The sequence below is a fragment of the Pseudomonas sp. GW821-FHT01E10 genome, assembly GCF_059422365.1.
In genome coordinates, this window is sequence record NZ_JBWKWT010000001.1 from 426455 (window position 1) to 449282 (window position 22828).

18 protein-coding genes are annotated in these 22828 nt (G+C 59.9%); 11 read left to right on the forward strand and 7 right to left on the reverse strand.

Features of this window, described 5'->3' with window-relative positions:
* The first annotated feature begins 1 nt into the window (after position 1).
* Positions 2–1810 (forward strand): hypothetical protein, encoded by a 1809-nt coding sequence (locus AC07V0_RS01975; protein WP_495019340.1) that lies wholly within the window; start codon positions 2–4, stop codon positions 1808–1810.
* 33 nt (positions 1811–1843) lie between these two features.
* Positions 1844–2899 carry a hypothetical protein gene (locus AC07V0_RS01980; protein WP_064617515.1) on the forward strand — a complete coding sequence of 352 codons (1056 nt, stop codon included), beginning with the start codon at positions 1844–1846 and terminating at the stop codon, positions 2897–2899.
* Positions 2900–2970: 71 nt separating this feature from the next.
* On the opposite strand, the gene AC07V0_RS01985 is transcribed toward AC07V0_RS01980, so the two are convergent.
* The 5 genes from AC07V0_RS01985 to AC07V0_RS02005 all read right to left on the reverse strand — a co-directional run bounded on the left by AC07V0_RS01985 (position 2971) and on the right by AC07V0_RS02005 (position 8381).
* Positions 2971–4056: a 2,3-butanediol dehydrogenase gene (locus AC07V0_RS01985; protein WP_225602761.1), complete on the reverse strand. Its 1086-nt coding sequence runs from the start codon at positions 4054–4056 to the stop codon at positions 2971–2973.
* A 94-nt stretch (positions 4057–4150) separates the two neighbouring features.
* On the reverse strand, positions 4151–5263 hold the full coding sequence (locus AC07V0_RS01990) for an acetoin dehydrogenase dihydrolipoyllysine-residue acetyltransferase subunit (protein WP_086945634.1): 1113 nt from the start codon (positions 5261–5263) through the stop codon (positions 4151–4153).
* Complete coding sequence (locus AC07V0_RS01995; RefSeq protein WP_018928915.1) at positions 5260–6279, reverse strand: alpha-ketoacid dehydrogenase subunit beta; 1020 nt, start codon at positions 6277–6279, stop codon at positions 5260–5262. The genes AC07V0_RS01990 and AC07V0_RS01995 overlap by 4 nt, the downstream gene beginning before the upstream one ends.
* Before the next feature lie 32 nt (positions 6280–6311).
* The gene (locus AC07V0_RS02000) at positions 6312–7289 is read right to left on the reverse strand and encodes a thiamine pyrophosphate-dependent dehydrogenase E1 component subunit alpha (RefSeq protein ID WP_018928914.1); all 978 of its coding nucleotides are present in this window, start codon (positions 7287–7289) and stop codon (positions 6312–6314) included.
* 33 nt (positions 7290–7322) lie between these two features.
* Positions 7323–8381, reverse strand: a complete 1059-nt coding sequence (locus AC07V0_RS02005) for an ATP-NAD kinase family protein (RefSeq protein ID WP_086945636.1) — start codon at positions 8379–8381, stop codon at positions 7323–7325.
* A gap of 346 nt (positions 8382–8727) precedes the next feature.
* On the opposite strand from AC07V0_RS02005, the gene AC07V0_RS02010 reads away from it, so the two are divergent.
* On the forward strand, positions 8728–10614 hold the full coding sequence (locus tag AC07V0_RS02010; RefSeq protein WP_086945637.1) for a sigma-54-dependent Fis family transcriptional regulator: 1887 nt from the start codon (positions 8728–8730) through the stop codon (positions 10612–10614).
* 120 nt (positions 10615–10734) lie between these two features.
* On the opposite strand, the gene AC07V0_RS02015 is transcribed toward AC07V0_RS02010, so the two are convergent.
* On the reverse strand, positions 10735–12288 hold the full coding sequence (locus AC07V0_RS02015) for a carbohydrate porin (RefSeq protein WP_086945638.1): 1554 nt from the start codon (positions 12286–12288) through the stop codon (positions 10735–10737).
* A 167-nt stretch (positions 12289–12455) separates the two neighbouring features.
* Between AC07V0_RS02015 and AC07V0_RS02020 the strand changes: the two genes are divergently transcribed.
* From AC07V0_RS02020 to AC07V0_RS02045, 6 genes are all read left to right on the forward strand, one after another.
* Positions 12456–13730 (forward strand): ABC transporter substrate-binding protein, encoded by a 1275-nt coding sequence (locus AC07V0_RS02020; RefSeq protein ID WP_086945639.1) that lies wholly within the window; start codon positions 12456–12458, stop codon positions 13728–13730.
* Between the two features lie 21 nt (positions 13731–13751).
* Positions 13752–14714 carry a carbohydrate ABC transporter permease gene (locus AC07V0_RS02025; protein WP_086945640.1) on the forward strand — a complete coding sequence of 321 codons (963 nt, stop codon included), beginning with the start codon at positions 13752–13754 and terminating at the stop codon, positions 14712–14714.
* Positions 14711–15553 carry a carbohydrate ABC transporter permease gene (locus AC07V0_RS02030; protein ID WP_086945641.1) on the forward strand — a complete coding sequence of 281 codons (843 nt, stop codon included), beginning with the start codon at positions 14711–14713 and terminating at the stop codon, positions 15551–15553. Before AC07V0_RS02025 ends, AC07V0_RS02030 begins: the two co-directional genes overlap by 4 nt.
* A gap of 27 nt (positions 15554–15580) precedes the next feature.
* The gene (locus AC07V0_RS02035) at positions 15581–16714 is read left to right on the forward strand and encodes an ABC transporter ATP-binding protein (RefSeq protein WP_086945642.1); all 1134 of its coding nucleotides are present in this window, start codon (positions 15581–15583) and stop codon (positions 16712–16714) included.
* Positions 16711–18213, forward strand: coding sequence for a glycoside hydrolase family 32 protein (locus AC07V0_RS02040; RefSeq protein ID WP_495019341.1), 1503 nt, complete (start codon positions 16711–16713; stop codon positions 18211–18213). The genes AC07V0_RS02035 and AC07V0_RS02040 overlap by 4 nt, the downstream gene beginning before the upstream one ends.
* A gap of 75 nt (positions 18214–18288) precedes the next feature.
* Entirely contained in the window at positions 18289–19281 is a 993-nt protein-coding gene (locus tag AC07V0_RS02045; RefSeq protein ID WP_086945644.1) for a LacI family DNA-binding transcriptional regulator, read from the forward strand.
* A 37-nt stretch (positions 19282–19318) separates the two neighbouring features.
* On the opposite strand, the gene AC07V0_RS02050 is transcribed toward AC07V0_RS02045, so the two are convergent.
* Positions 19319–19954, reverse strand: coding sequence for an FMN-binding negative transcriptional regulator (locus tag AC07V0_RS02050; RefSeq protein WP_018928904.1), 636 nt, complete (start codon positions 19952–19954; stop codon positions 19319–19321).
* Positions 19955–20063: 109 nt separating this feature from the next.
* Between AC07V0_RS02050 and pdxR the strand changes: the two genes are divergently transcribed.
* On the forward strand, positions 20064–21617 hold the full coding sequence (gene pdxR, locus AC07V0_RS02055) for a MocR-like pyridoxine biosynthesis transcription factor PdxR (protein ID WP_086945645.1): 1554 nt from the start codon (positions 20064–20066) through the stop codon (positions 21615–21617).
* A gap of 465 nt (positions 21618–22082) precedes the next feature.
* Positions 22083–22604, forward strand: coding sequence for a transcription/translation regulatory transformer protein RfaH (gene rfaH / locus AC07V0_RS02060; protein WP_086945646.1), 522 nt, complete (start codon positions 22083–22085; stop codon positions 22602–22604).
* Positions 22605–22828: the final 224 nt, after the last annotated feature.

Consider the following 22828-nt stretch of genomic DNA (forward strand, 5'->3'; position numbering starts at 1 on the left):
CATGAGCATTCTCAATGGACCACGCCTGAATTTCTGGGGCGGCATCCGCACGGACGTCAGCCTGCCAAACAACTCCCCCACCATTCCTTACGACGGCAATGAGGAATGGCCGCTCTTCGACCTGACCACCTCGACCCTGGCGCCGACTGCTCAGTCTTATACCGACGATCAGCTGAACAACATGATCAACGCGCCCGACGGCGACTACTACACCGCTGGCGGCTGGAATCACTATGGGCAGCATGTCGTCGACATGCAGAACGCCTTGATCAGTTCCCAGGGCAATCCGGGCAGCATCAGCACCACCGGCGACATGGTGGGCCAGCCGGTTTATCTGCTCGGCTCGGTGGATCCGGTGACCGGACAAGGCCCCGTCTCCGGCCCGATGATGGTGGACCTGGACCCCACCTCCTCAACGACCACCCAGATATTCGTCGGCGGCCTGCAGATTGGTGGTAACAGCGACATCCAGTTGCTGATTCGCAGTAATACCGTGTGCAGCAGTTTCGACGTGGCGGGACGTGTGCTGTTGCCCGCGAAAATGGATGCGCCGGGATCTTTCCACGCCAGCGGTACGTTTCAACTGACCTTCCCTTTGAGCAGCATCGTCAGCTGGAACCAGAACAGCAGTGGCCTGCGCTCGATCATCCAGGCGCCGGGTGCGACCGGCATTGTCCTGCGTTTCGTCATGTTCGAAATGTGCCCCACGATGACCACGGAACAACTGGACGCCGATTATGCCGCCGGCCGATACACCCCCAACCCGAGCATCGGCAGGGTCATCGGTACACTGGCCCCGGCCTTCGCCGACGAGCCGCTGAACTGCCAGCCGGGCCGGCAACTGGTCAACCAGAGTACGGGGAATGCCGGCTATGCCGACCTGGGCGGCAACGGTTACCTGAGCATCGACATGGTGAACGTCATTCCGAAGCAAACCTTCAGGGCCGTCAGGGACGATATCACCAGCCCTATCGGACCGAACGCGAACTACGGCCCCGTCACCATCACCGCAGGCAGCACTGAACTGGCCACCCTGGACCCGACCAACCGCTTTTTATTCGACTACTACGTGTATGGCGGCATCGTCGACCTGCCCCTGACCGCCAACCAGCTACAGGCAGTGCAGACCGCCGCCCTGGCGATCAACGCGCCCGGCAAGGTCGCCGGTACCACGTTGCAAGCCACCGAATCGACCTATCGGGTGTATGCCGATCAGCGCAACGTCTACCTGGAGGACTACCCCAATGGCCTGTCAATCACCTTGCAGGTCAGGTACTTGGGCGGTCCGGTCCCCAAAGCCACCGAAATCGACCTGCAGGCTGCTGCTCCTGCTGTTTACGATGAACCGCAATACTGGGATTTCCTCGATTTTCCTGCATCGCTGACCGTTAACCCTGGCCAGCTCGCGATCAGTTTCCCGGTCACCGTCAAAGCGGGTTCTGCCGCCCAGGCGGGCTTTGTCGCCTTGACCTGCACGGCCAATGGCCTTCCAAGCAGTGGCTACTTCACCAGCTTCCGCAAATACGCACAGACCGACTTCGGCATCCCCGCGGGCACCCACATCACCTGGGAGCTGATGTACCCGAACGTCCTGCGCTTTCACTACCTGGCCTTCCCCGCCATGTCGCGCTACATCCCGCTCAATCAGCCCGACGCGGTCATGGGCGCCAAGAACCCCATCCTCGCCCGAACTTCGGATGCGTACAAAGGCACCACGCTGTTCATGCCTGTGGTGCGCTCGATGTCGCCCTGCCAGCGGGCGCTGCTCCGGGCTTATCTCACCGGTGAACCGTGGCAACCGCCGCAGTAACCGCATCCATCCGTTATTCATGGAGAGAGCCCTATGCCCATTCCCATTAATATCCCTGCGCGGCCCAGCGAAACCCTGTGCCCGAGCACCATCATCGCCGAAGGCCTGCTGAACCCTCGGGGCATTTGCGTGCAGGCCGATGGCAGCCTGCTGCTGACCGAAGCCGGCTCGGGCCTGCCGGAACAGCCCTTCAGCGGTCGTATCAGTCGACTGCGACCGGATCCGCACAAGCCCGGCGCCTATCTGCCCGGCGAGATACTGGCGCAAGGTTTTCGCGCCATGAACATGCAGGCTCGCATGCTGCGCGATGAAATCATGGGGCTGTCGGACATCGCCTGCGGTGACGGGCGCTGTCTGGTCAGCCAGACCGATTACGTCGAGGGTTCCAAACTGCTGGACCTGCAATTCACACCGCCCGAACCGGTGTTTCACAGCCGTGGCAATCTGAATGCGCTGTGTTACCACCCGACCCGCCGCAGTTGGCTGGCGGTCAAGCCCGATACCAATCAGTTGGTGGAATTCGCCAGCGGACAGGACGAACGCGTGCTGGTCCGGTTGCCCGAACTGGACCAGGGCCAGGAAGCCGTCCCGGTGACCCTGGTGTACGAACCGGCGACCGACGCAGTGCTGATCAGTCTGTTTTCCGGAGAGTTGCAGGGCGACCCGACGCGCAAGGGCATCGACTTCGCCGAGAAGGCCGGCCAGGTGATTCGGGTCTGGCCTGACAGTGGGCAAGTCGAGCTCCTGATTCGCGGCCTGCAACTGCCCACCGGACTGGCGCTGTGTCCGAAGGGCAACGTGCTGGTCCTGGAACTCTGCGACCGCCTGCAGCAACCCTTGCCACCCGACTGGAACGGCGAACCGCTGCATGGCGGCTTTACCCGTTTTACCGGGCGACTGCTGAGCTGCAACTTGCATACCGCCCAGGTCGCCGTGCTCGCCCGCGACCTGGATACCCCTTCCAACCTGTGTCTGCTGGAGGATGCGGTACTGGTGAGCGAAGGCATGGGTTTGACCGGCCGGCCACTGCCCATGCCAGACAACACCGTCGTCCCGTTGAGCGGCAGGCTGCGGCGGGTGCAGCTCTGAAAAGGTGGGCCACACGTTGCCTGAACATTACCTGCCCCGAATTCGGCAGGAATGTTCAGGCTCGGTTCGCGTCAATCGCTTTCTGAGGCGTCTCGGATTCGAGCGGGTGACACGATGATTTTCACGTTGTGTTCCTTGTTGTTAACCAATTGCTCAAAGCCCTGCCCGACAATCTGTTCCAGCTGAATACGCCCGGTTATCAGCGGCGTGATGTCCAGCCGACCGTCGGCGATAAAGGCGATCACGTCTGCGAACTCCCCGTTATAGGCGAGTGCACCCAGCACCTGTTTTTCGGTGGCGACCAGCTCGAAGAAATTGAACTCGCTGGGCTCCTCGAAGATGCCCACCAATACACACGTGCCGGCCTTGCGGATGAGGTCGATGGCGAGCTTGGCCGTGTGTTTGTTGCCGATGCATTCGAAACTGACATCAGCGCCCAGCCCACCGGTCAGTCGCCGCACCTCTGCCAAAGCATCGCACTCATTGGGGTCCAGCACCTGGCTCGCCCCCACCTCCAGGGCCTTGGCCTTGCGCGCTCCCGACATTTCCAGAGCAATAACCTGGGCCGCGCCAGCCGCCTTGGCGCACATGATGGTGCACAGGCCGATGGTTCCCGCGCCAACCACCACCACATTTTTCCCCAGCAAACTCCCGGCCTTTTTCACCGCGTGCATGCCCACTGCCAGCGGTTCGATCAACGCCCCGGCTTCGGCGGGAAAGTTGGCCGGCAACTTGTAAAGCAGGTTGGCCGGTACGTTGACCAACTCGGCGAACGCGCCATTGTTCATCAGCCCGGTGAACGCCAGGTTCTCGCAAATGTTGTACAGCCCATGGGTGCAGTAATAACAAGTGCCACAGTGCTGACAGGCATCGGCTGCCACCGGTTCGCCCACACTGAACCCCTGGACCCCGGCGCCGATTTCGACGATCTCGCCACAGAACTCATGACCGAGAATGCACTGCCCCTTGATGCCGGTCAGCGGGTGCGGCGCATCCACCGGAATGAACACTGGCCCGGCCACGTACTCATGCAAGTCGGAGCCGCAAATACCGCACCATTGCACGCGAATCTGCACCCAGCCCGCCGGTGGCGAGACGGGCAACGGCACATCTTCGACGCGGATATCGTGACGACCATGCCAGACAGCGGCACGCATGCTGCGGGTCGGATCAATTGGAAGGCTCATGTTGGAATCTCCTTGAAATCGTTGGCCTTGGCGCCCGGCAAATGGCCGGCCGCCAAGGGAGGCATCAGTGTTGTTGGACAAAGTCCAGAATCAGCCGATTGACCTGCTCGGCCGCTTCCATCTGCACCATGTGCGCCTGACCCGGCAGGATTTCGACCTGAGCAGCCAGGCCAGCGCTGTGGGTCGCAGGAATGATCGCGTCGTCACTGCCCCAGATCAGCAACACCGGTTGCCGGTTTTCTTGCACCACGCCACGCAGATCGAGTTGTTGCCGGCCTTCTTTGAACAGCCCCGCAACCAGCAGGCGCAGGGCCGCATCCACCCCTTCCAGGCGCTTGTACTTGAGCATGTCTTCGAGCATCTGCCGATTGACCAGTTCGGGGTCGGAGAACAGTTTCACCAATTGTGGTTTGAGGGCATTGCGGCTGGCTGCCTCGACAAAACCTTGCAGGTAATCGCCGTTGATTTCCGCACCCAGGCCGGCGCTGCCGATCAAGCTCAGGGAACGCACCCGCTGGGGAGCCAGGCGCGCCGTGTTCAGCGACACCGCCCCGCCCATGGAATGCCCCACCAGATGCGCCACGGGAACATCAAGATGATCGAGCAGAGCCAGCAGCACCCCGCTCAACTCATCCAGAGTTCCGTGCTCCAACTGTTTGCCCGACTCGCCATGGCCCGGCAGATCCAGAGCAATCACCCGGCGCCCGGCGGCCAATGCTTCATGATTGAACATCCAGTTATTCAGGTCACCGCCGAACCCGTGCACCAGCACCAACGGCACCCCGCCTTCGCCACGCTCGAAGTAACGGATCAGTCGCCCGTCCAGTTCGACCTTCTGCGGCTTCGGCCCACTGTCTTCCTCGGCACCGTCACCTGGCACGAACGCGGACTGGAACTGCTCGATCACCGCATCGATCTCGGCCTCGCTGGCTTCGCCGTCGACCACGATGCCTAGCAATGCACCGACCGCGAGGGTTTCATCCTGGCGCGCGATCTGCCGGCGCAGCACACCGGAAAACGGCGCTTCGACACTGCTGGAAATTTTGTCGGTTTCTACGTCGAGCACTTCATCGCCCTTGGCGATCGCCTGGCCCTCCTCCTTGAGCCAGACATCGACCCGGCCTTCGGTCATGGACAAGCCCCACTTGGGCATGGTCAGGGTATGGATCTGGCTCATGAACGCTTGCTCCACTCGATCAGCTTGAGCACGGCGTTTTCGATCTTCGCCGCGTCGGGGATATAGAGGTCTTCCAGAGAGTCGGAGAACGGCACCGGTGTGTGCGGCGCGGTGACCATCTCGATGGGCGCCTTGAGCGAGGCGAACGCTTTTTGCGCCACCAGGGCCGAGATGTCGGTGGCCATGGAACAGCGCGGGTTGGCTTCGTCGATCACCACCAGGCGCCCGGTCTTTTCCACGCTTTCCAGAATGCTGTCTTCGTCCAGCGGGCTGGTGGTGCGCAGGTCGATGACCTCGCAGTCAATCCCCCGCCCTGCTAGGCTGCGGGCTGCATCCATCGCCGTATTGACCGTGCGCCCATAGGAAACCAGGGTCACGTCCTTGCCGTCGCGCAGGAAGTTGGCCTCGCCGAACGGGATGGTATAGAGCTCTTCCGGCACCTCGCCCTGCATGCTGTAGAGCAGTTTGTGTTCGCAGAAGATGACCGGATCGTTGTCGCGGATGGCCTGGATCAACAGGCCCTTGGCGTCATAAGGGGATGACGGGCAGACAACTTTCAGGCCGGGGATGTGGGTCCACAGCGACGTGAGCATTTGCGAGTGTTGGGCGGCGGCCCGCAGGCCCGCGCCGACCATGGTGCGAATCACCAACGGGGTGGAAGCCTTGCCCCCGAACATGTAGCGAAACTTGGCCGCCTGATTGAGGATCTGGTCCAGGCAGCAACCGGCGAAGTCGACGAACATCAACTCACACACCGGGCGCACGCCGCAGGTCGCTGCGCCTACCGCGGCACCGACATAACCCAATTCCGACAGCGGCGTGTCCAGCACGCGGCCGGGAAATTGGTGGTAGAGGCCCTTGGTCACGCCCAATACCCCGCCCCAGGCGTCATTTTCACCAGGAGCACCGGCACCGCCGGCGACGTCTTCCCCCATGATGAACACGCTGGGGTCGCGACGCATTTCCTGAGCCAGGGCTTCGTTGATTGCCTGCTGATAACTGATTTTTCTCGCCATGATAAAAGTCTCGATTCTTGTTATAGGGGCGTTCAGGGATAGGAAACGTAGACGTCGGTGAGCAGGTCGGCGGCGCTTGGCTTGGGGTCGGACTTGGCCTTGCGCACGGCATTTTCGATCAACAGGTCCACTTCGCCATCGATCTGGTCCAACTGGCTGGCATCGATCAAGCCGGTCCGAGTGGTGCGCTCGCGAAACTGCATCAGGCAGTCATTGTGTTCGCGGAAATACTTGACCTCGTCCGGTGCCCGATAGGTCTGGGCGTCGCCTTCAAAGTGACCGTAGTAGCGGGTCAGCTTGACCTCGATCAACGACGGTCCTTCACCGGCTCGGGCGCGCGCCACCGCGGCACCGGCGGCTTCGTGAACGGCGAAAAAATCGAAGCCGTCGACGGTGACCCCAGGCATGCCGAAACCGGCTGCGCGGTCGGCGATGTGATCGCAGGCCACTGACCAGTTGGACGCCGTGGCCTCGGCGTAACCGTTGTTCTCGGCAATGAACAGGCACGGCAGGTTCCACACCGAGGCCATGTTCATCGCTTCGAACACGGCCCCTTCGTTGGAACCGCCGTCGCCGAAAAACGCTACGGCGACGCCGTCGGTCCCCTTGAGTCTGGCGGCCAGGGCCGCTCCTACCACCAGCGGTGCACCGGCACCGACGATGCCATTGGCGCCGAGCATGCCTTTCTCGAAATCGGCGATGTGCATGGAGCCGCCCTTGCCCTGACAGACTCCGGTTTTCTTACCGTAGATTTCGGCCATCATCCCGTGCACATCAACGCCCTTGGCGATGCAATGACCGTGGCCACGGTGGTTGGAGGCGATACAGTCGTCATCCCTCAGGTGAGCCATGACACCGGCGGCCGAGGCCTCTTCACCGGCATAAAGATGGACGAAACCGGGAATCTCGCCGGTGGCGAACTCCACATGCAGGCGCTCTTCAAAGACGCGGATGGTGCGCATCACCCGATAGGCATGCAGCAATTGATCAGCAGTCAGCTGTGTCGACATTTTTATTCTCCAGGGTGTCTTGAGGCTCAAGTTTCAAAGTGCAAGGTTCAAAGGGTGTTGCGGGTGTTCACGACCGATGGCCAGCAGCCGCTCTTGCGCGGCATAGGCCAGCGCCGCATTGACATCGATGCTCAACGGGCCGCCGGCATCGAGGGTCACGGTGGGCAAGTCATGGGCGTTGAATTCGATTTCCCGTTCACCATCCAGGGCCAGGGTGCCGTTGCTCAGGCACAGGCGATGGGCAACACCGGGTTCAAGGCTGCCGGCCGCGAGCACGCCGCAGCCTTGCAACAGGCCGGGTGCCAGGGGCACCAGCAAGGCTTCGGACGATTGCGGATCAAGGCGCATCCAGGCACCGTTGGGGGCTTGGCGCGAGACCGGAAACCACAAGCCGCAGAGGGCCGATATGCCAATGGACTGAGGTTCCGCGAAGGTGACGAACACCTCCGCCAGATCGATCCCACGGCTGATTGCACGGACGCCGATGAAGGGCAGCGAGGACACCGCCACGTCCACCAGCGCCACTTCGCACAGGTCGCGGCGCGGAATCCGCACCAGCAGGCGTTTATTGCGACGCAAGGCAATTTCGGGTGGGATCCGGCCGCTGGAGAATAGCCCGCCGGCCAGCCCGGCGCTGGTGGCCTCACGCAGTTCCGGGAAGGCATTGTTGGTCCCCGTCGACAGGGTCAGCAGCGGAATGTCGCCGACTTCGGCAGCCACCGCTTTGTGGGTGCCGTCACCGCCGAGCACGGCAATCAGCGACACGCCGCGTTCAGCCATCCAGCGCGCGGCCTGGCGAGTGTCCGCCACGCTCTGGCGCAAGGTCAGTTCCAGGAACTCCAGAGTTGGCCAGTGGCTGTCACGCGCCTGGCGGCCATGACTGTTCTTCTTCACCGCCGCCGCGATGCCGGTCATGTCGGTGGGCATCAGCACGCGCTCGACACCGGTGGCGCCAAAAGCCGCCAGCAGCCGTTGGATCACCGAGACCTTGTCGGTGCTGGAAAACAACCCGGCATTCGCCGTCAGGCGCCTTACGTCCCGGCCGGACGCCGGATTGGCAATGATGCCGACGGTCAGGGGCAAGCGACTCATGTCGCCACCACGGGTACGGCAAAGTAAAAGCCTCGGCAGGAGGACATAGGGCACCTCTTGTTATTATCGGGTTGCCAGTCGTGCTGGTTGCCAGGGTTAGAGCAAGGCCGGTGCCAGAATCGCAAAATATCGCCGTAAAGCCCGTTCCAGAGCGGTTTTGACTACATTTCCAAGTAATGGGATCCCGCTCGATTGAGACGTCCCATGTCAGCCTGCACGGGTTAGCGGCCAGACCTTGAGACGTCGCGTCTCAGCTTCGCAGTGGGGTGAACCGATGCTTGTCGACCGTCCGTGAACGGCGCTTAATAGCCCGCACAACTAAAAGAAGATCGAACCGGAGGCCCTAATGCTTTCCGCACACTCGAAGGCGCATGTGGATTGCGTCAGCCGTGTTTTGAAGAACGCAGCGCACCTGCCGCAACTGCCGGTGCCGGACTTGATCCTGGATTCCTGGCGCCGCTCCATGGAGCAACACCACTTGGACCCTGGCTCATTACAAGGGCCGCGGATCCTGTCCCAGAACGTGCTGCAAGAGTGTCGAGAACGCTCCGAACTGTTCCTGCGCATCGCCAGCGAAGAAGTCGCCCGGCTCCATGGTCGTGTGCGCGATGCCGACTACTGCGTGTTGCTCACCGACGCCCAGGGCCAGACCATCGACTATCGCGTGGAAACCTCCATCCGTAATGATTGCCGCAAAGCAGGCCTGTACCTGGGCACCTGCTGGTCAGAAGGTGAGGAAGGCACCTGCGGGGTGGCTGCGGTGCTGACCGCACGAACACCGGTTACGGTGCACAAGCGGGATCACTTCCGCGCGGCTTTTATCGGACTTACCTGCTCCGCCGCTCCGGTCTTCGACCCTCGAGGGGAACTGCTCGGGGTGCTCGATGTGTCTGCGGTGCGTTCGCCGGACGACCGTCGTTCGCAGCATCTGATCCGGCAAATGGTGGTGCAGAGCGCACGGGAAATAGAACAGGCGTTTTTCATGAACAGTGCCCAGGGTTACTGGGTGCTGCGGGCCCACAACAGCCCGGGCTACGTCGACAGCCAGCCCGATTACCTGCTCGCCTGGGACGACGACGGCCAACTGCAGGCACTCAACCCCGCGGCGCGGCAGTGGCTGTCGCAAAGTTTTGGTCAACTGCCGGACCACATCGGCCAAGTGTTCGATCAGCAGTTATTGCATCGCGCCAAAGACGAATCACTCTGCCTGTTTCACTGCCGGGGTGGCCGCCATGTCTTGCATGGGCGACTCAGCGCGCCACGGCAAGTGAAACGCAGCCCGGCTCGGCGGGTACTGTCACCCGCCGAACTCGACCCGCGACTGGAAGAAAGTTTGCGCCTTGCGGTTCGGGTCAAAGACCGTAATCTGCCGGTGCTGATCCACGGCGAAACCGGCTCCGGCAAGGAAGTCTTCGCCCGCCAGCTGCACCAGGCCAGTCTGCGCCGTGATCGACCTTTTATTGCGGTGAACTGCGCAGCGATTCCCGAAAACCTGATCGAAAGCGAGCTGTTTGGTTATGCAGCCGGCGCCTTCACTGGTGCTTCGAATAAAGGCATGCAAGGCCTGCTGGAGCAGGCCGATGGCGGCACCCTGTTTCTCGATGAAATCGGCGATATGCCCCTGACCCTGCAAACCCGGCTACTGCGGGTTTTAGCCGAGGGCGAAGTGGCGCCCCTGGGAGCGTCAAGAAGCAAGGCGATAGACATTCAGGTGGTCTGCGCCAGCCACCGCGATCTGGAAGCCCTGGTGTCCAGCGGGGAGTTTCGCGAGGACTTGTACTTCCGCCTCAGTGGTGCGCGATTCCAATTGCCGCCGTTGCGCGAACGCAGTGATCGACTGGCATTGATCAACCGGATACTCGAGGAAGAATCGTCGGCCTGCGCGATGGCGATGCAACTGGGAAGCGCCGCACTGGAATGCCTGCTCGGCTATCGCTGGCCGGGAAATGTGCGCGAACTGCGGCACGTATTGCGTTACGCCTGCGCGGTGTGCGAGACCGACTTGATTCTATTAAGTGACTTGCCTGAGCATCTGCCCGGCCGTCGACTCAACGATCCGGCTTCAGCTGACACCATGGAACGCTGCGCCAGTCCTGAACGCGAGGCACTCATCGATGCCCTCGTGCGTCATCGCTGGAAACCCACACCAGCGGCCAAGGCTTTGGGCATCTCCCGGGCAACGCTGTATCGACGGGTGCATCAACATGGCATCGACATGCCTGGCAGGGGCTGACCACGAGTTCATCCGGCGGCCCCGCTTAATGAGCGTTGGCCACCGGACAGCACAATGGACTTGCATCGATCACAGTATTGGTGAACGGCATCGAATAAATGTGGAAGCAAGCCCCGGCTATTAAAACCAGGTCTCCATCTGTATCCCGTATTGCCACACACCGCCGGCGTTGAAGTCGGTCTTGCCAAAGTTGTCTGTGGAGCTGTATCGGTCCAGGTCCGAAGACCAGTTCATGAAGCTGGCGAACACTCGCAACTCGGGGCGTGTGAGTAGGTCTCCAACGTCGGGTTTGAAGGTCGGGGCGATGGTGAATTTCCAGAAGTTGCCGTCCACCGCATTACGTTGCAGGTAACCCTTGGGGTCGAGGTTCATGGTTTGCCAGCTCATTTCGTAGGCCATCTCGAAATTGCTGTTGATTTCATTGGCCAACCGCATGTTCAGGGTCATCCAGCGGTAGTCGTCACCCTTGACGTAGCGATCCTTGCTTTGTTCGGCCAGCAGACTTGGACCGATGCGCCAGTGGGGTGCAATCGGTGTCTCGCCGTACAGCGCCAGGCGCAGCGCACGGGCGTCGTCGATCAGTTCGCCGTCCGAGCCGATGTTCTTGACCTCGGCCCCCAGCCCTTGCCCGTAGAGCAGCGCCGTCTTGAAGAAGCCTTCCCTGCCGAAAAAGTTTTTCTGATGATTTGCGATCATGCTGTGCAAGCCGGAGTCCGCAGGCTTCAGGCCCGCTTCATTGGTGCGAGTGCTAAAGTCGTTTTTCTTTGAGCCAATGCCATTGAACATCCACTGCCACTGACCATTATCGAAGAACTGGTTGGAGGTGAGGATGTAGCTTTCCACATCGGCATTGACACCGCCCTCACTGAAATCCCCGTAGTTACGCCCGATCAACGAGTAATTCGAGCGCCAGTTCTTGTTCATCTGCACGTCGTAGATACCACCCCCGGTGCCGGCCAGAAAGACGACGTCCGAGTCCAGCCAATGGATATCGAAGTTGTCCCTGTCGAATCGCTTGCCTGCCCACAGGGTGGCGTTCTCGAACGTCGAATTGCCCTTGAATGCGGCGAGATGATCGAGTTCCGTAAATACCTGGCGCACATTCAGGTTACTTTCGGCGGCCGTCCAGTCATTGGAGCTTTCCACTCCATCGGCGATGGAAACCGTGAATTTGGAATGGGTGCCGTTCTGCGCATAGGCTTCTTTCGACAGGTCTATACGCATGTACGTGTCGTCTTCGTTACCGAGTCGGCCGACGGCGCCACCGACTGAACCGGCAGGCGTTGTATAAGGACCGCCCCGCCCGCCCCCCAGGCCATCGTTGATCAGCAATCCCGAGCGGGCGTAGCCCTTGAAGCTGAACCCGTCGGTGAGGTGTCCGGTACTGCCCTCCTTCTCCAGGCTTTGCTGACGGGCTTCGAGTTTTGCCAACCGCGTATCCAAAGTGGGCGCCGCAGTGGACGCAACAGGCTGCAAGGCGGGAGTGGACTGTTTGAGCTGCTGCAATTCCCTGGCGAGCGCCTGGGTTTGTTGTTCGGCGGCGGCTGCACGTTTTTCCGCAGCGCTGGCGCGGGCTTCAAACGCGGCCATGCGTTCTTCCAGAGTCGCGGCCTGAGCAGTGGCCGCCGAGGTGCCGAGTACGCCTGCGAGTAGCCAGCTTGATGCTTTCTGCATGGGGGATTTCCTGTTTTGTTTTTATTTTTTGTCCTGCGACCGGCCTTTTTTTCGTGAATTGTTAATTGTCAAAATCCACGAAAAAAAGGATGCCTCATCGCAAATACGCTGCTACATTTGGCGATGTTAACGTTAACTTTTCTAAAAACAAAAATAAAGAGGGCTTTATGAAACAGCTCAAATCACTCTTTCCAGCAGCACTGCTTGCCCTTTGCGCCGGGCTTCCATCCCTCTCCAGCGCAGCCAATCTGACGATTTCCTGCGGTGCGGTGGGCGCGGAATTACAACTGTGCAAAGAGGCCGTCGAGGCGTGGTCTCAACAGACCGGCAATCACGTCGAGGTGGTGTCCACGCCTAACTCGGCAACCGAGCGGTTGTCGTTCTATCAACAGATCCTCAGTGCGCAGTCCAGCGACATCGACATCATTCAGATCGACATGGTGTGGCCGGGGATGCTGGCCAAACATCTGCTGGATCTGCGCGAGGTGCTGCCCGCCGATGCAACCCAAGGCTACTTCCAGGCACAGGTGGACAACGCCACGGTGAACGGACGGCTGGTGACGATGCCGTGGTTCACCGACTCGGGCCTGCTGTATTACCGCAAGGACTTGCTCGAGAAATACAACAAGCAAGTCCCCCAGACTTGGGAGGAAATGACCGCTACCGCCAAGGATGTACAACAGGCCGAGCGCAATGCCGGCAACGCCAACGCCTGGGGGTACATCTTTCAAGGGCGTGCCTACGAAGGCCTGACGTGTAATGCGCTGGAATGGATCAGCAGCCAACCGGACGGAGGGCTGGTCAATCCACGAGGCGACATCGTGGTCAACAGCCAGGCCTCAAGAGCGGCGTTGACCCTGGCCAAAAGCTGGGTAGGCGACATCTCCCCGCGTGGCGTGCTCAATTACACCGAGGAAGAAGGACGCGGCGTATTCCAGTCGGGCAATGCGTTGTTCATGCGTAATTGGCCTTATGTCTGGGCCCTGGTGCAAAGCCAGGACAGTGCGGTAAAAGACAAGGTCGGGGTCGCTCCCCTGCCCCGCGGCGGCAGCACCGGCACCCATGCCTCCACCCTCGGCGGGTGGGGTTTGGCGGTATCGCGTTACAGCGCCAACCCGAAGCTTGCCGCCGAACTGGTGAGCTACCTGAGCAGTGCCCAACAGCAAAAACATCGTGCGCTGATTGGCGCCTATAACCCGGTGATCGAGTCGCTCTACCAGGATCCCGAGCTGCTCGCGGCCATGCCTTATTACAGTCAGCTGCACAGCATTCTCAACGATGGCGTCATGCGCCCCGCTTCAATCACCGCTGCTCGTTATCCGCGGGTTTCCAATGCGTTCTTCGATCAAGTGCATGGCGTGCTGGCCGGCGAGTTGCCGGTCGATCAGGCGCTGACCGAACTGGAAGGCGAACTCACGCGTATCAAACACCGGAACTGGTAAGCCACAAGGAAGAAAATCACCATGTCTGTCTCTACTGCCCATGCTCCCTGTGACGAGCTCCTGCTCACCAGGGAAACGCCGGTACAGCGTCGCCGAGTGCGCGCTGCCTGGCTATTTCTGACGCCGATGTTGCTGTGTCTGGCCCTGGTGGCGGCCTGGCCGTTGCTGCGGACATTCTGGTTCAGCCTGACCGACGCCAACCTGGCGGACACCGCTGGCGGCACCTTCGTTGGCCTGAGCAATTATCTGTTCCACAACGGTTCCAGCTGGTCGGGCATCCTGGTCGATCCGCAATGGTGGAATGCAGTGCGCAACACCTTGCATTTCACCGTGGTGTCGGTGGGGCTGGAAGTCGTGCTGGGGCTGCTGGTGGCGTTGCTGCTGAACATCCAGTTCGCCGGCCGTTCCCTGGTGCGAGCGTTGATTCTGATTCCGTGGGCGATTCCGACCATTGTCTCGGCGAAGATCTGGTCATGGATGCTCAATGACCAGTTCGGCATCATCAATCACCTGATGCTCAGCCTCGGCCTGATTACCGCGCCTCTGGCCTGGACCGCAGATGCCGATCTGTCGATGTGGGCGGTGATTATCGTCGACGTCTGGAAGACCGTGCCGTTTGTCACCCTGCTGATGCTCGCCGCCTTGCAGATGTTGCCGAGTGACTGCTACGAAGCCGCCAGGGTCGATGGCATTCATCCACTGAAGGTGTTCTGGCGGGTCACGCTGCCACTGCTGATGCCCGCATTGCTGGTGGCGGCGATCTTCCGCATCCTCGACTCCCTGCGGGTGTTCGACGTGATTTATGTGCTGACCTCGAACTCATCGAGCACCATGAGCATGTCGGTCTACGCCCGCCAACACCTGGTGGAGTTCCAGGACGTCGGTTACGGCAGCGCCGCCTCGACCCTGCTGTTTCTGGTGGTTGCAGTGATCGCCATGCTTTATCTCTACCTCGGACGCCGTCAACTGGAGGTCCGGTCATGAGCCCTCGCCTACTGAAAAAAGCACTGTTGCGCTTCGGTTTCTGGTGCCTGATCGGGGTGTTGCTGCTGTATGCGGTGTTCCCTTTCTACTACGCCATCGTCACGTCGCTGAAGCCGTCCAGCGCCTTGTTCGAGGTGAGCTACTGGATCAAAAAACCCGACTTCTCCAATTACGCGGCGGTGCTTAACCAAGCCTCATTCCTGCGGGCTATCGGTAATTCACTGGTGGTCGCGCTTAGCGTAGTGACGCTGGCGCTGTTCCTCAGCCTGACCGCCGCTTATGCCTTGGGCCGGGTGAAATTCCGTGGGCGTGGCACGGTATTGATGATGGTCCTTGGCGTGTCGATGTTTCCCCAGGTCGCGGTGTTGTCGGGGCTGTTCGAGGTGATCCGTGCCTTGGGCCTGTACAACACGTCCTGGGCGTTGATTCTCAGCTACACGATTTTCACCCTGCCCTTCACCGTTTGGGTGCTGACCACGTTCATGGGTCAACTGCCCCATGAACTGGAAGAAGCGGCAATCATGGATGGCGCCTCACCCTGGATCACGCTGACCCGGGTGCTGTTGCCGCTGCTCTGGCCCGCACTGGTCACCACTGGCTTGCTGGCTTTCATCGCGGCGTGGAACGAGTTCCTGTTTGCCCTCACTTTCACCCTCACCGACACCCAACGCACGGTGCCAGTGGCCATCGCCCTGATTTCCGGCGGCAGCCCCCATGAGTTGCCTTGGGGGTTGTTGATGGCGGCATCGGTGCTGGTCACCGTCCCACTGGTGATTCTGGTGCTGATCTTCCAGCGCCGAATCGTTTCCGGCCTCACTACCGGCGCGTTAAAGGGTTGATGCCCGACAACTACAAGGAACAGCATCGTGATCAAGTTGAAACTGGATAACGTGAACAAACAATTGGGCGGCGCGCGGATTCTGCGCGACGTCAACCTGGAGATCGCTGCGGGTGAGTTCGTGGTATTCGTCGGCCCTTCGGGCTGCGGAAAATCGACCCTGCTGCGCCTGATCGCCGGACTGGATTCGATCTGCGCCGGCGACCTGCTGATCGACGGGCGTCGGGTCAACGACCTGGAGCCGCGCGAGCGTGGCGTCGGCATGGTGTTTCAGTCTTATGCGCTGTACCCGCACATGAGCGTCTACGACAACATCAGCTTTGGTCTGAAGCTGGCCAAGACCGAAAAGACCAGCCTGCGCGAGCGCGTACTGAAGACCGCGCAAATCCTGCAATTGGACAAGCTGCTGCAACGCAAGCCAAAGGAGCTGTCTGGCGGGCAGCGTCAGCGTGTCGCCATGGGCAGAGCCATGGCGCGGGAACCGGACATTCTGTTGTTCGATGAGCCGCTCTCCAACCTCGATGCGTCCTTGCGGGTGCAGATGCGCAACGAAATCGCCCGGCTGCATGCCCGGCTGGGCTCGACCATGATCTACGTCACCCACGATCAGGTTGAAGCGATGACCCTGGCCGACAAAATTGTCGTGCTCAATGGCGGTCGCGTCGAACAGGTCGGCTCACCGCGCGAACTCTATGAGCGCCCGGCCAGTCGCTTTGTCGCCGGCTTTCTCGGTTCACCCAGAATGAACTTTCTGCTGGCGCGCTTGCAGGCGCCGGGCGAAACCAGCCTGGTCGACAGCCCCGTGTTGGGGATGACGTCCCTGCCCTTCGACAGCTCGAACCTGGCGGCGGGCACGCTGCTGAGCCTGGGCATTCGCCCGGAACACGTGTCGCTCAAGGCAGCGGAAGGAGCCGCCGGCATCGTGGTGACCGCGGTCGAATACCTGGGCAGTGAAACTTATGTGCACCTCGAGACAGGTCAGGACGAGCCACTGATCAGTCGTTGTGAGGTCCACGCCGGATGGCAGGTGGGCGATCGGGTCGAGCTGCAGCTGGACATCGACAACCTGCACCTGTTCGACGCTGACGGCACAGCTTTGAAGCGTCACCCACATGCCATTGAAACCGTCCCTCTGCGCCCGGCACGAGCAGGCGCCCTATGACTTTGTCTTTGAATACCATGAGCGATCCAATGCCTGACTCCCTTGACCTTGCGCAACAGGCGCTGAGTGACGGCCTGTCTCGGGTCATCCACGATTACCGCCCCGGTTATCACATTGCCCCCCCGACAGGCTGGATGAACGACCCTAACGGGGTGGTGTACTTCCGTGGCGAGTATCACGTTTTCTATCAACACCACCCCTTTGACGCCAAGTGGGGCCCGATGTATTGGGGGCATGCCAAGAGCGCCGACCTGGTCCATTGGCAGCATCTGCCCATTGCCCTGGCGCCCGGCGATGACTTCGACCGCGACGGTTGTTTTTCCGGTAGCGCGGTAGTGTGTGGAGACACCCTGGCGCTGATCTACACCGGGCATACCTGGCTGAAGGACGTGGGTGATGAAAGCTCGATCCGTCAAGTCCAGTGCCTGGCCACCAGTGTCGACGGCATTCGCTTCGTCAAGCATGGCGCTGTCATCGACACCGCGCCGCAAGACTCGATCATGCATTTTCGTGACCCCAAGGTCTGGCAAGCGGACGACTATTGGTACCTGATTGCCGGCGCACGTCTGGGCGATCAACCGCTGCTACCGCTGTATCGTTCCACCGATCTGCACACCTGGGAGTTCCTCGATTATGTAGCCAGCGGCAGCGAGGGCGATGGCTATATGTGGGAGTGCCCGGATCTGTTTCGCCTGAACGGGCGCGACGTGCTGCTGTACTCCCCTCAGGGCATGCAACCCCACGGTTACGAACGGCTCAACAAATACCAGACCGGTTATCGAGTGGGCCAACTCGACAGCCAATGGCACTTCACCGGCGGGCCTTTTATCGAGCTGGATAACGGCCACGATTTCTATGCCGCGCAAACGCTGGTGGCCGACGATGGTCGGCGCCTGGTGTGGGCGTGGCTCGACATGTGGGAAAGCCCGATGCCGAGCCAGGCCCATCACTGGTGCGGCATGCTCGGTTTGCCGCGCGAACTTGAACTGCATGACGATCGCCTTTGCGTGTATCCGGCACGGGAGCTCACCGCGCTGCGCGAGGCGCCATTGCCGAGTACGCCTTGGCGGGATGAGTCGGGAACCTGTTGGGTGCCGGAAGTGAATGGCGACCTGCTGGAAATCCATGTGCATCTGGATTTGCGCGGCTGCACCGACGGCCACCTGGGCATCGCCTTGCGCTGCAGCGACGATGGCCTTGAAGAAACCCTGCTCTATTACGATGCGGCATTACAGCGCCTGGTGCTGGACCGCAGCCGCTCGGGTGCGCAAGTCAGCGGCCAGCGCAGTGTGCCGATAGACCCGACACAAGAGCGACTGGAGCTGCGCGTGTTTCTCGATCGCTCGTCCATCGAGGTGTTCGACGAAAACGGCCGCTTCAGCCTCAGCAGTCGCCTCTATCCGCGGCCCGACAGTCTGGGCGTGAAGTTGTTTAACCACGGCAGTAGTGGGCGTGCATCGATTCCGAAGGCGTGGCCTCTCGCTTCAGGTTGGGTATGAGCGCTGTCATTCGAGTCGCGAGAAACCCGGGCCCTGTGTCATGATTCTGCGTCAACCTGACCGGGCTCGCCTCGTATGACTTCAGTGAAAGACGTTGCACAGCTGGCCGGCGTGTCCTTGATGACGGTTTCTCGAGCGCTCAACAACCCGGAAAAACTGAGCCCCGAAACCCTTCAGCGGGTGCGTCGCGCCATTGATGAACTGCAATTCGTACCGAGCCTGTCGGCGCGCAAGATGCGCGGCGACAACCTCCAGTCGCGCACCATCGGTGTGTTCGCGCTGGACACCGCGACCACACCGTTCGCGGTGGAGCTGCTGCTGTCCATCGAACAGACCGCGCAACAGGCCGGCTGGAATGTCTTCATCCTTAACCTGTTGAGCAACCCGCCCACTGACCAGAACATCGACCTGATGCTGTCGCACCGCCCTGACGGGCTGATCTTCAGCGCCATGGGCTTTCGCCACGTCAGCATTCCCGAGCGCTTGAAGAGCAAACCGCTGGTACTCGCCAATTGCCTGGCCGATGACAGTCACCTGGTCAGTTACGTACCGGACGACGAAACGGGGCAGTATCGCGCCGTGCATCACGCGCTGAGCCAAGGCTATCGGCGCCCGCTGTGCATCAATCTGCCCAAACAGAGCCTGGCCTGGGGGCTGCGACAAGAAGGCCTGCTGCGCGCCTGTCAGGCATTCGGGCTGGCGCCTGACGCGCTTCTGCAATACGACCTTTCCGAGCATGACGCCTACGGTGAAACCGCCGCCATCCTCGACCGGCACATTGTTGAGGGTCGCCCACAATTCGACATTCTGATCTGTGGCAACGACCGGATTGCGTTTTGTGCCTATCAGCTGTTGTTGAGCCGAGGCCTGAAAATTCCCGGCGATGTCGCCGTGCTCGGCTACGACAACATGATCGGTATCGCCGAACTGTTCATCCCGCCGCTGACCACGGTGCAACTGCCGTACTACGAGATCGGTCGCCAGGCTGCCCGCCACCTGATCGAAGCCCTTGAGGTAGAGGGAGCCCAGCCGGTTGATTGTCCATTGGTGGTCAGGGCGTCGCTATGAGTGCGAGCGCCGCAGACCAGCCGGTGCAGGAGGTGCCTCAGGATTCGGCATCGACACCCGCGAGCATTGCCTCTCCCAATACGATTTTCCCGCTGTCCTTGAGTGCCTGACCTGCACCACGGATGTCTCTCGCTTCCTTGTTCTGGCCCAGCTTGAATTTACCGACCAGGCGAGTGATCTCGATCTCTACCCCAACGATCGCTTTAAGCATTGAGGCGATGTAGTCCTTCGGGGCGTCCGTCATTTTCCATGGCTCGGGCTGGGAGGACTCATGGGTTCGGGTCAGGAGCGCCACCAACCCACGGACATAGCGCTCATCATCATGAAGGGTGATCCTCCCATGGGCGTGCACCACCTTGTAGTTCCAGGTCGGAACCTGTTTATGGGTTTCGTGCTTGCTCGGATACCAGGTGGGCGAGATGTAAGCCTCGGCGCCGCGAAAAACCACCAGCACTTCGTCCCCGTCTTTCACGTCTTGCCAGACTGGGTTGGCGCGCGCGACGTGCGCCTGGAGAACACCGAACTGCCCCTGCGCAGCCTTCAACTCGAAAGGAATGTGGTTGGCATCCAGTCCGCTTTCACCGTTGGTAAACAAAATGCCCAGTGGGTGCTGCACGATCAGTTCATGAAGGGCTTCGGCGCGAGGCTCATCAAAATGGGCAGGTACGTACATATCAACTCCTTCAATCGTTCAGGGGTGAGGTGGCCTTCATGTGAATTGTGTTGATGAACTGGCCCATGGTATAGAGCCAATATCCAACAGAATCACTGAGCCAGAATTGATGGCACGTAAAGCCAACGTTGTTGAAATTCCATCGCTGGGCACGCTGGATCGAACCGCCGGTCAATTGGGACGACAACTTGCTCAAGCGCTCAGGTCCGCGATCCGCAGGGGCGACCTCAAACCTGGTGAGCTGCTGCCATCGACGCGCATTCTCGGCAAATCGCTGACGATTGCCCGAGGCACCGTTATCGAGGCCTTTGAGCAGTTGATTGCCGAGGGCTTCCTGGAATCCCAAGGCAGAGCAGGCACGCGGGTGGCCCGCTCTTTGGCAGATGCGTCGCCAACCACCCGGCAGGAGCAAGGTCGACCCACCGAAGCCAGGTCGTGGACGCCCTCTGCGCGAATCGAACGGTTCGCTCAGGTGGCCCGGCAATTTGCAGCGGCTGCGCAGATTCCGTTCTCGGTCTCGGTGCCGATTGGCAAAGCGGCGCCTGACGATATCTGGCGTCGCCTTGGCAATCGCATCAGAGCGCGAGGGGCTGGAGCGCCCTCGGGATACGGCGATCCACAAGGTGCGCTTGAGTTACGGGAAGCGGTAGCGGATTACGTGCGCAAGTCACGCTCTGTGCGCTGTGAAGCGAGCCAGGTCATCATTACATCCGGCACGCAACAGGGCCTGTATCTCGCCTGTCAGGTGCTGCTCGATGTGGGAGATTTTGCGTGGGTGGAGGATCCGGCGTACCGGGGTATCACCGGGATTCTGGAAAGCGCGGGCCATAGCGATCAAATGATCCGCGTCCCGGTTGATGCCGAGGGTCTGAATGTTGAAAGCGGCATAGCGCAATGCCCCCAGGCACGAGCAGCCTTCGTGACCTCGTCACATCAATATCCACTCGGCATGCCAATGAGCATGGCCAGGCGCGATGCCTTGCTGGCATGGGCCCGGGCGTCTGATGCCTGGATCGTCGAGGACGATTACGACAGTGAACTGCGTTACGCCGGCCACCCTTTTCCATCCTTGCAAGGGCTGGACCCCGACCGGGTGATCTACCTGGGGACGTTCAGCAAAATACTGTTCCCCTCGTTACGACTCGGCTACGCAATCGTTCCGCCCTACCTGGTGCAAGCCTTTTGCGGTGCGCGAGCCCTGATGGATCGGCATCCCGCTAATGCCGATCAGCACGTGCTCGCAGCATTCATCGCAGAAGGACATCTGGACCGGCACATCCGGCGAATTCGCGGCGTGTACGCAGACATCCACAAGCAAATCATCGAGGCGGTTGCCAGACTGATTCCTCGCGAACTTGCATGGCTGGAACCGAGCGATCAGGGCATGCATCTGGTGCTTTGGCTGGCGGAAGGTATCGACGATCAGTGGGTCGCCGCCAAAGCTTCCGAAGCTCAGGTATCGGTACGTGCCGTGTCGCCGATGTATGCCGGCGGCAATGGCCGTTCGGGATTGATTCTGGGCTTGGGCGGTTTCAGTGCCGAAGACATTGATTCCGCGACCAGGCGCCTTGCGCAGGTCATCACGTTGGCCGCGAAGCCGTCGGCCGCAGGATCATGCCAATTGCCACAAACATTTTTAAAACAATTAGTTGGACAACCTTAATAACTTATTGGACAGAAGGCTTTATTTTTGACTAGTGACATTTGACAGGTCACCTTGAGTGATCAATACCTAACAGGGTCGACACCTGACAAAGGCGACGATCCAGTGGATGAATATCCATTGTCGACTGCATTGTAATTAAGGCTTACGAACGAAAGTACTTATTCTTATAGGGCCGAAGGTTCGGACCGTGCGGTAGCTTTGGCCATCGCAAAGTACCGGCGTCATTTCGTGCCCGAAGGCGATATCATGCACAGCGTTAAGTAAGGTTTACACATTCCAATTTGCAATCACTTTGAAATCACTTTACCGTTTCCCGGGCGTTACATGCTTCATCATTGATACACCGTTTTAAAAGCTTAACACTTTCGCGACTTCCACAACCTCATTGCGTTCACTGGAAGGATAACGGCATCGCTGATACGCAACAGGCATGCTTAAACCAACGTTACGGAGCTTGCCAGTATGCTGACGACTACCCAAGCCTCTAACTGGTATCTTTTGCAGTGCAAGCCACGTCAGGACGAACGGGCGAAAATCAATTTATTGCGGCAAAACTATGTCATATTTTGCCCGCAAACCGTTAGCCAGCGCTGGATACATGGTAGCCCCCATCAATCCCTTGAGCCTCTCTTCCCGGGGTACCTTTTCATTCAGTTAGGCCGTGACGACAATTGGGCGCCTTTGCGCTCTACCCGTGGCGTCAGCCGAATCGTCGATTTTAATCACGGACCGGCAATGGTCCCCGACGATGTCATCGAACACTTGCAAGAGCGGTGCTATAAACCACCGGAAATTCTTGCACCTCACTCGTTCAAACCCGGCGAAAAACTGCAAATAACCCGAGGGCCGCTGTCGACACTCGAAGGTATTTTCCTGAGCATGTTAGGTGACGAGCGAGTTATGATCCTGCTTCACTTTCTAAATAGAGAGCAGCCGGTTCGTATTCCACTGACTGATATTGAGCGAGCACGCATCCATCTTTAAGCCCTTATTCAACCTGCTTCAACAACGAACTTAAACACACTCACCCAACTTTAAATTCAAACAAAGTTTTATGCCTTTTTTTATTTCATGGAGTATTTCCAGGCGCGTGATTACTCACACTTACGGACTCCATTCGCATCAAGAAATCACTGACATCGGCCGATATTACATCGCGCACATTCGGCCCTGTTTTTCCGGTCTATAGTCATTGGATTCATCCCCAA

Excerpts from the sequence above, each read along its gene's own strand:
- AC07V0_RS01990 (WP_086945634.1), bottom strand. The coding sequence starts at position 5,263 with ATGAGCCAGATCCATACCCTGACCATGCCCAAGTGGGGCTTGTCCATG.
- AC07V0_RS02015 (WP_086945638.1), bottom strand. The coding sequence starts at position 12,288 with ATGCAGAAAGCATCAAGCTGGCTACTCGCAGGCGTACTCGGCACCTCG.
- AC07V0_RS01995 (WP_018928915.1), bottom strand. The coding sequence starts at position 6,279 with ATGGCGAGAAAAATCAGTTATCAGCAGGCAATCAACGAAGCCCTGGCT.
- AC07V0_RS02045 (WP_086945644.1), top strand. The coding sequence starts at position 18,289 with ATGACTTCAGTGAAAGACGTTGCACAGCTGGCCGGCGTGTCCTTGATG.
- AC07V0_RS02000 (WP_018928914.1), bottom strand. The coding sequence starts at position 7,289 with ATGTCGACACAGCTGACTGCTGATCAATTGCTGCATGCCTATCGGGTG.
- AC07V0_RS02005 (WP_086945636.1), bottom strand. The coding sequence starts at position 8,381 with ATGAGTCGCTTGCCCCTGACCGTCGGCATCATTGCCAATCCGGCGTCC.
- AC07V0_RS02020 (WP_086945639.1), top strand. The coding sequence starts at position 12,456 with ATGAAACAGCTCAAATCACTCTTTCCAGCAGCACTGCTTGCCCTTTGC.
- AC07V0_RS02040 (WP_495019341.1), top strand. The coding sequence starts at position 16,711 with ATGACTTTGTCTTTGAATACCATGAGCGATCCAATGCCTGACTCCCTT.
- AC07V0_RS02050 (WP_018928904.1), bottom strand. The coding sequence starts at position 19,954 with ATGTACGTACCTGCCCATTTTGATGAGCCTCGCGCCGAAGCCCTTCAT.
- AC07V0_RS01985 (WP_225602761.1), bottom strand. The coding sequence starts at position 4,056 with ATGCGTGCCGCTGTCTGGCATGGTCGTCACGATATCCGCGTCGAAGAT.
- rfaH (WP_086945646.1), top strand. The coding sequence starts at position 22,083 with ATGCTGACGACTACCCAAGCCTCTAACTGGTATCTTTTGCAGTGCAAG.
- AC07V0_RS02025 (WP_086945640.1), top strand. The coding sequence starts at position 13,752 with ATGTCTGTCTCTACTGCCCATGCTCCCTGTGACGAGCTCCTGCTCACC.
- AC07V0_RS02010 (WP_086945637.1), top strand. The coding sequence starts at position 8,728 with ATGCTTTCCGCACACTCGAAGGCGCATGTGGATTGCGTCAGCCGTGTT.
- AC07V0_RS01975 (WP_495019340.1), top strand. The coding sequence starts at position 2 with ATGAGCATTCTCAATGGACCACGCCTGAATTTCTGGGGCGGCATCCGC.
- AC07V0_RS01980 (WP_064617515.1), top strand. The coding sequence starts at position 1,844 with ATGCCCATTCCCATTAATATCCCTGCGCGGCCCAGCGAAACCCTGTGC.
- pdxR (WP_086945645.1), top strand. The coding sequence starts at position 20,064 with ATGGCACGTAAAGCCAACGTTGTTGAAATTCCATCGCTGGGCACGCTG.
- AC07V0_RS02030 (WP_086945641.1), top strand. The coding sequence starts at position 14,711 with ATGAGCCCTCGCCTACTGAAAAAAGCACTGTTGCGCTTCGGTTTCTGG.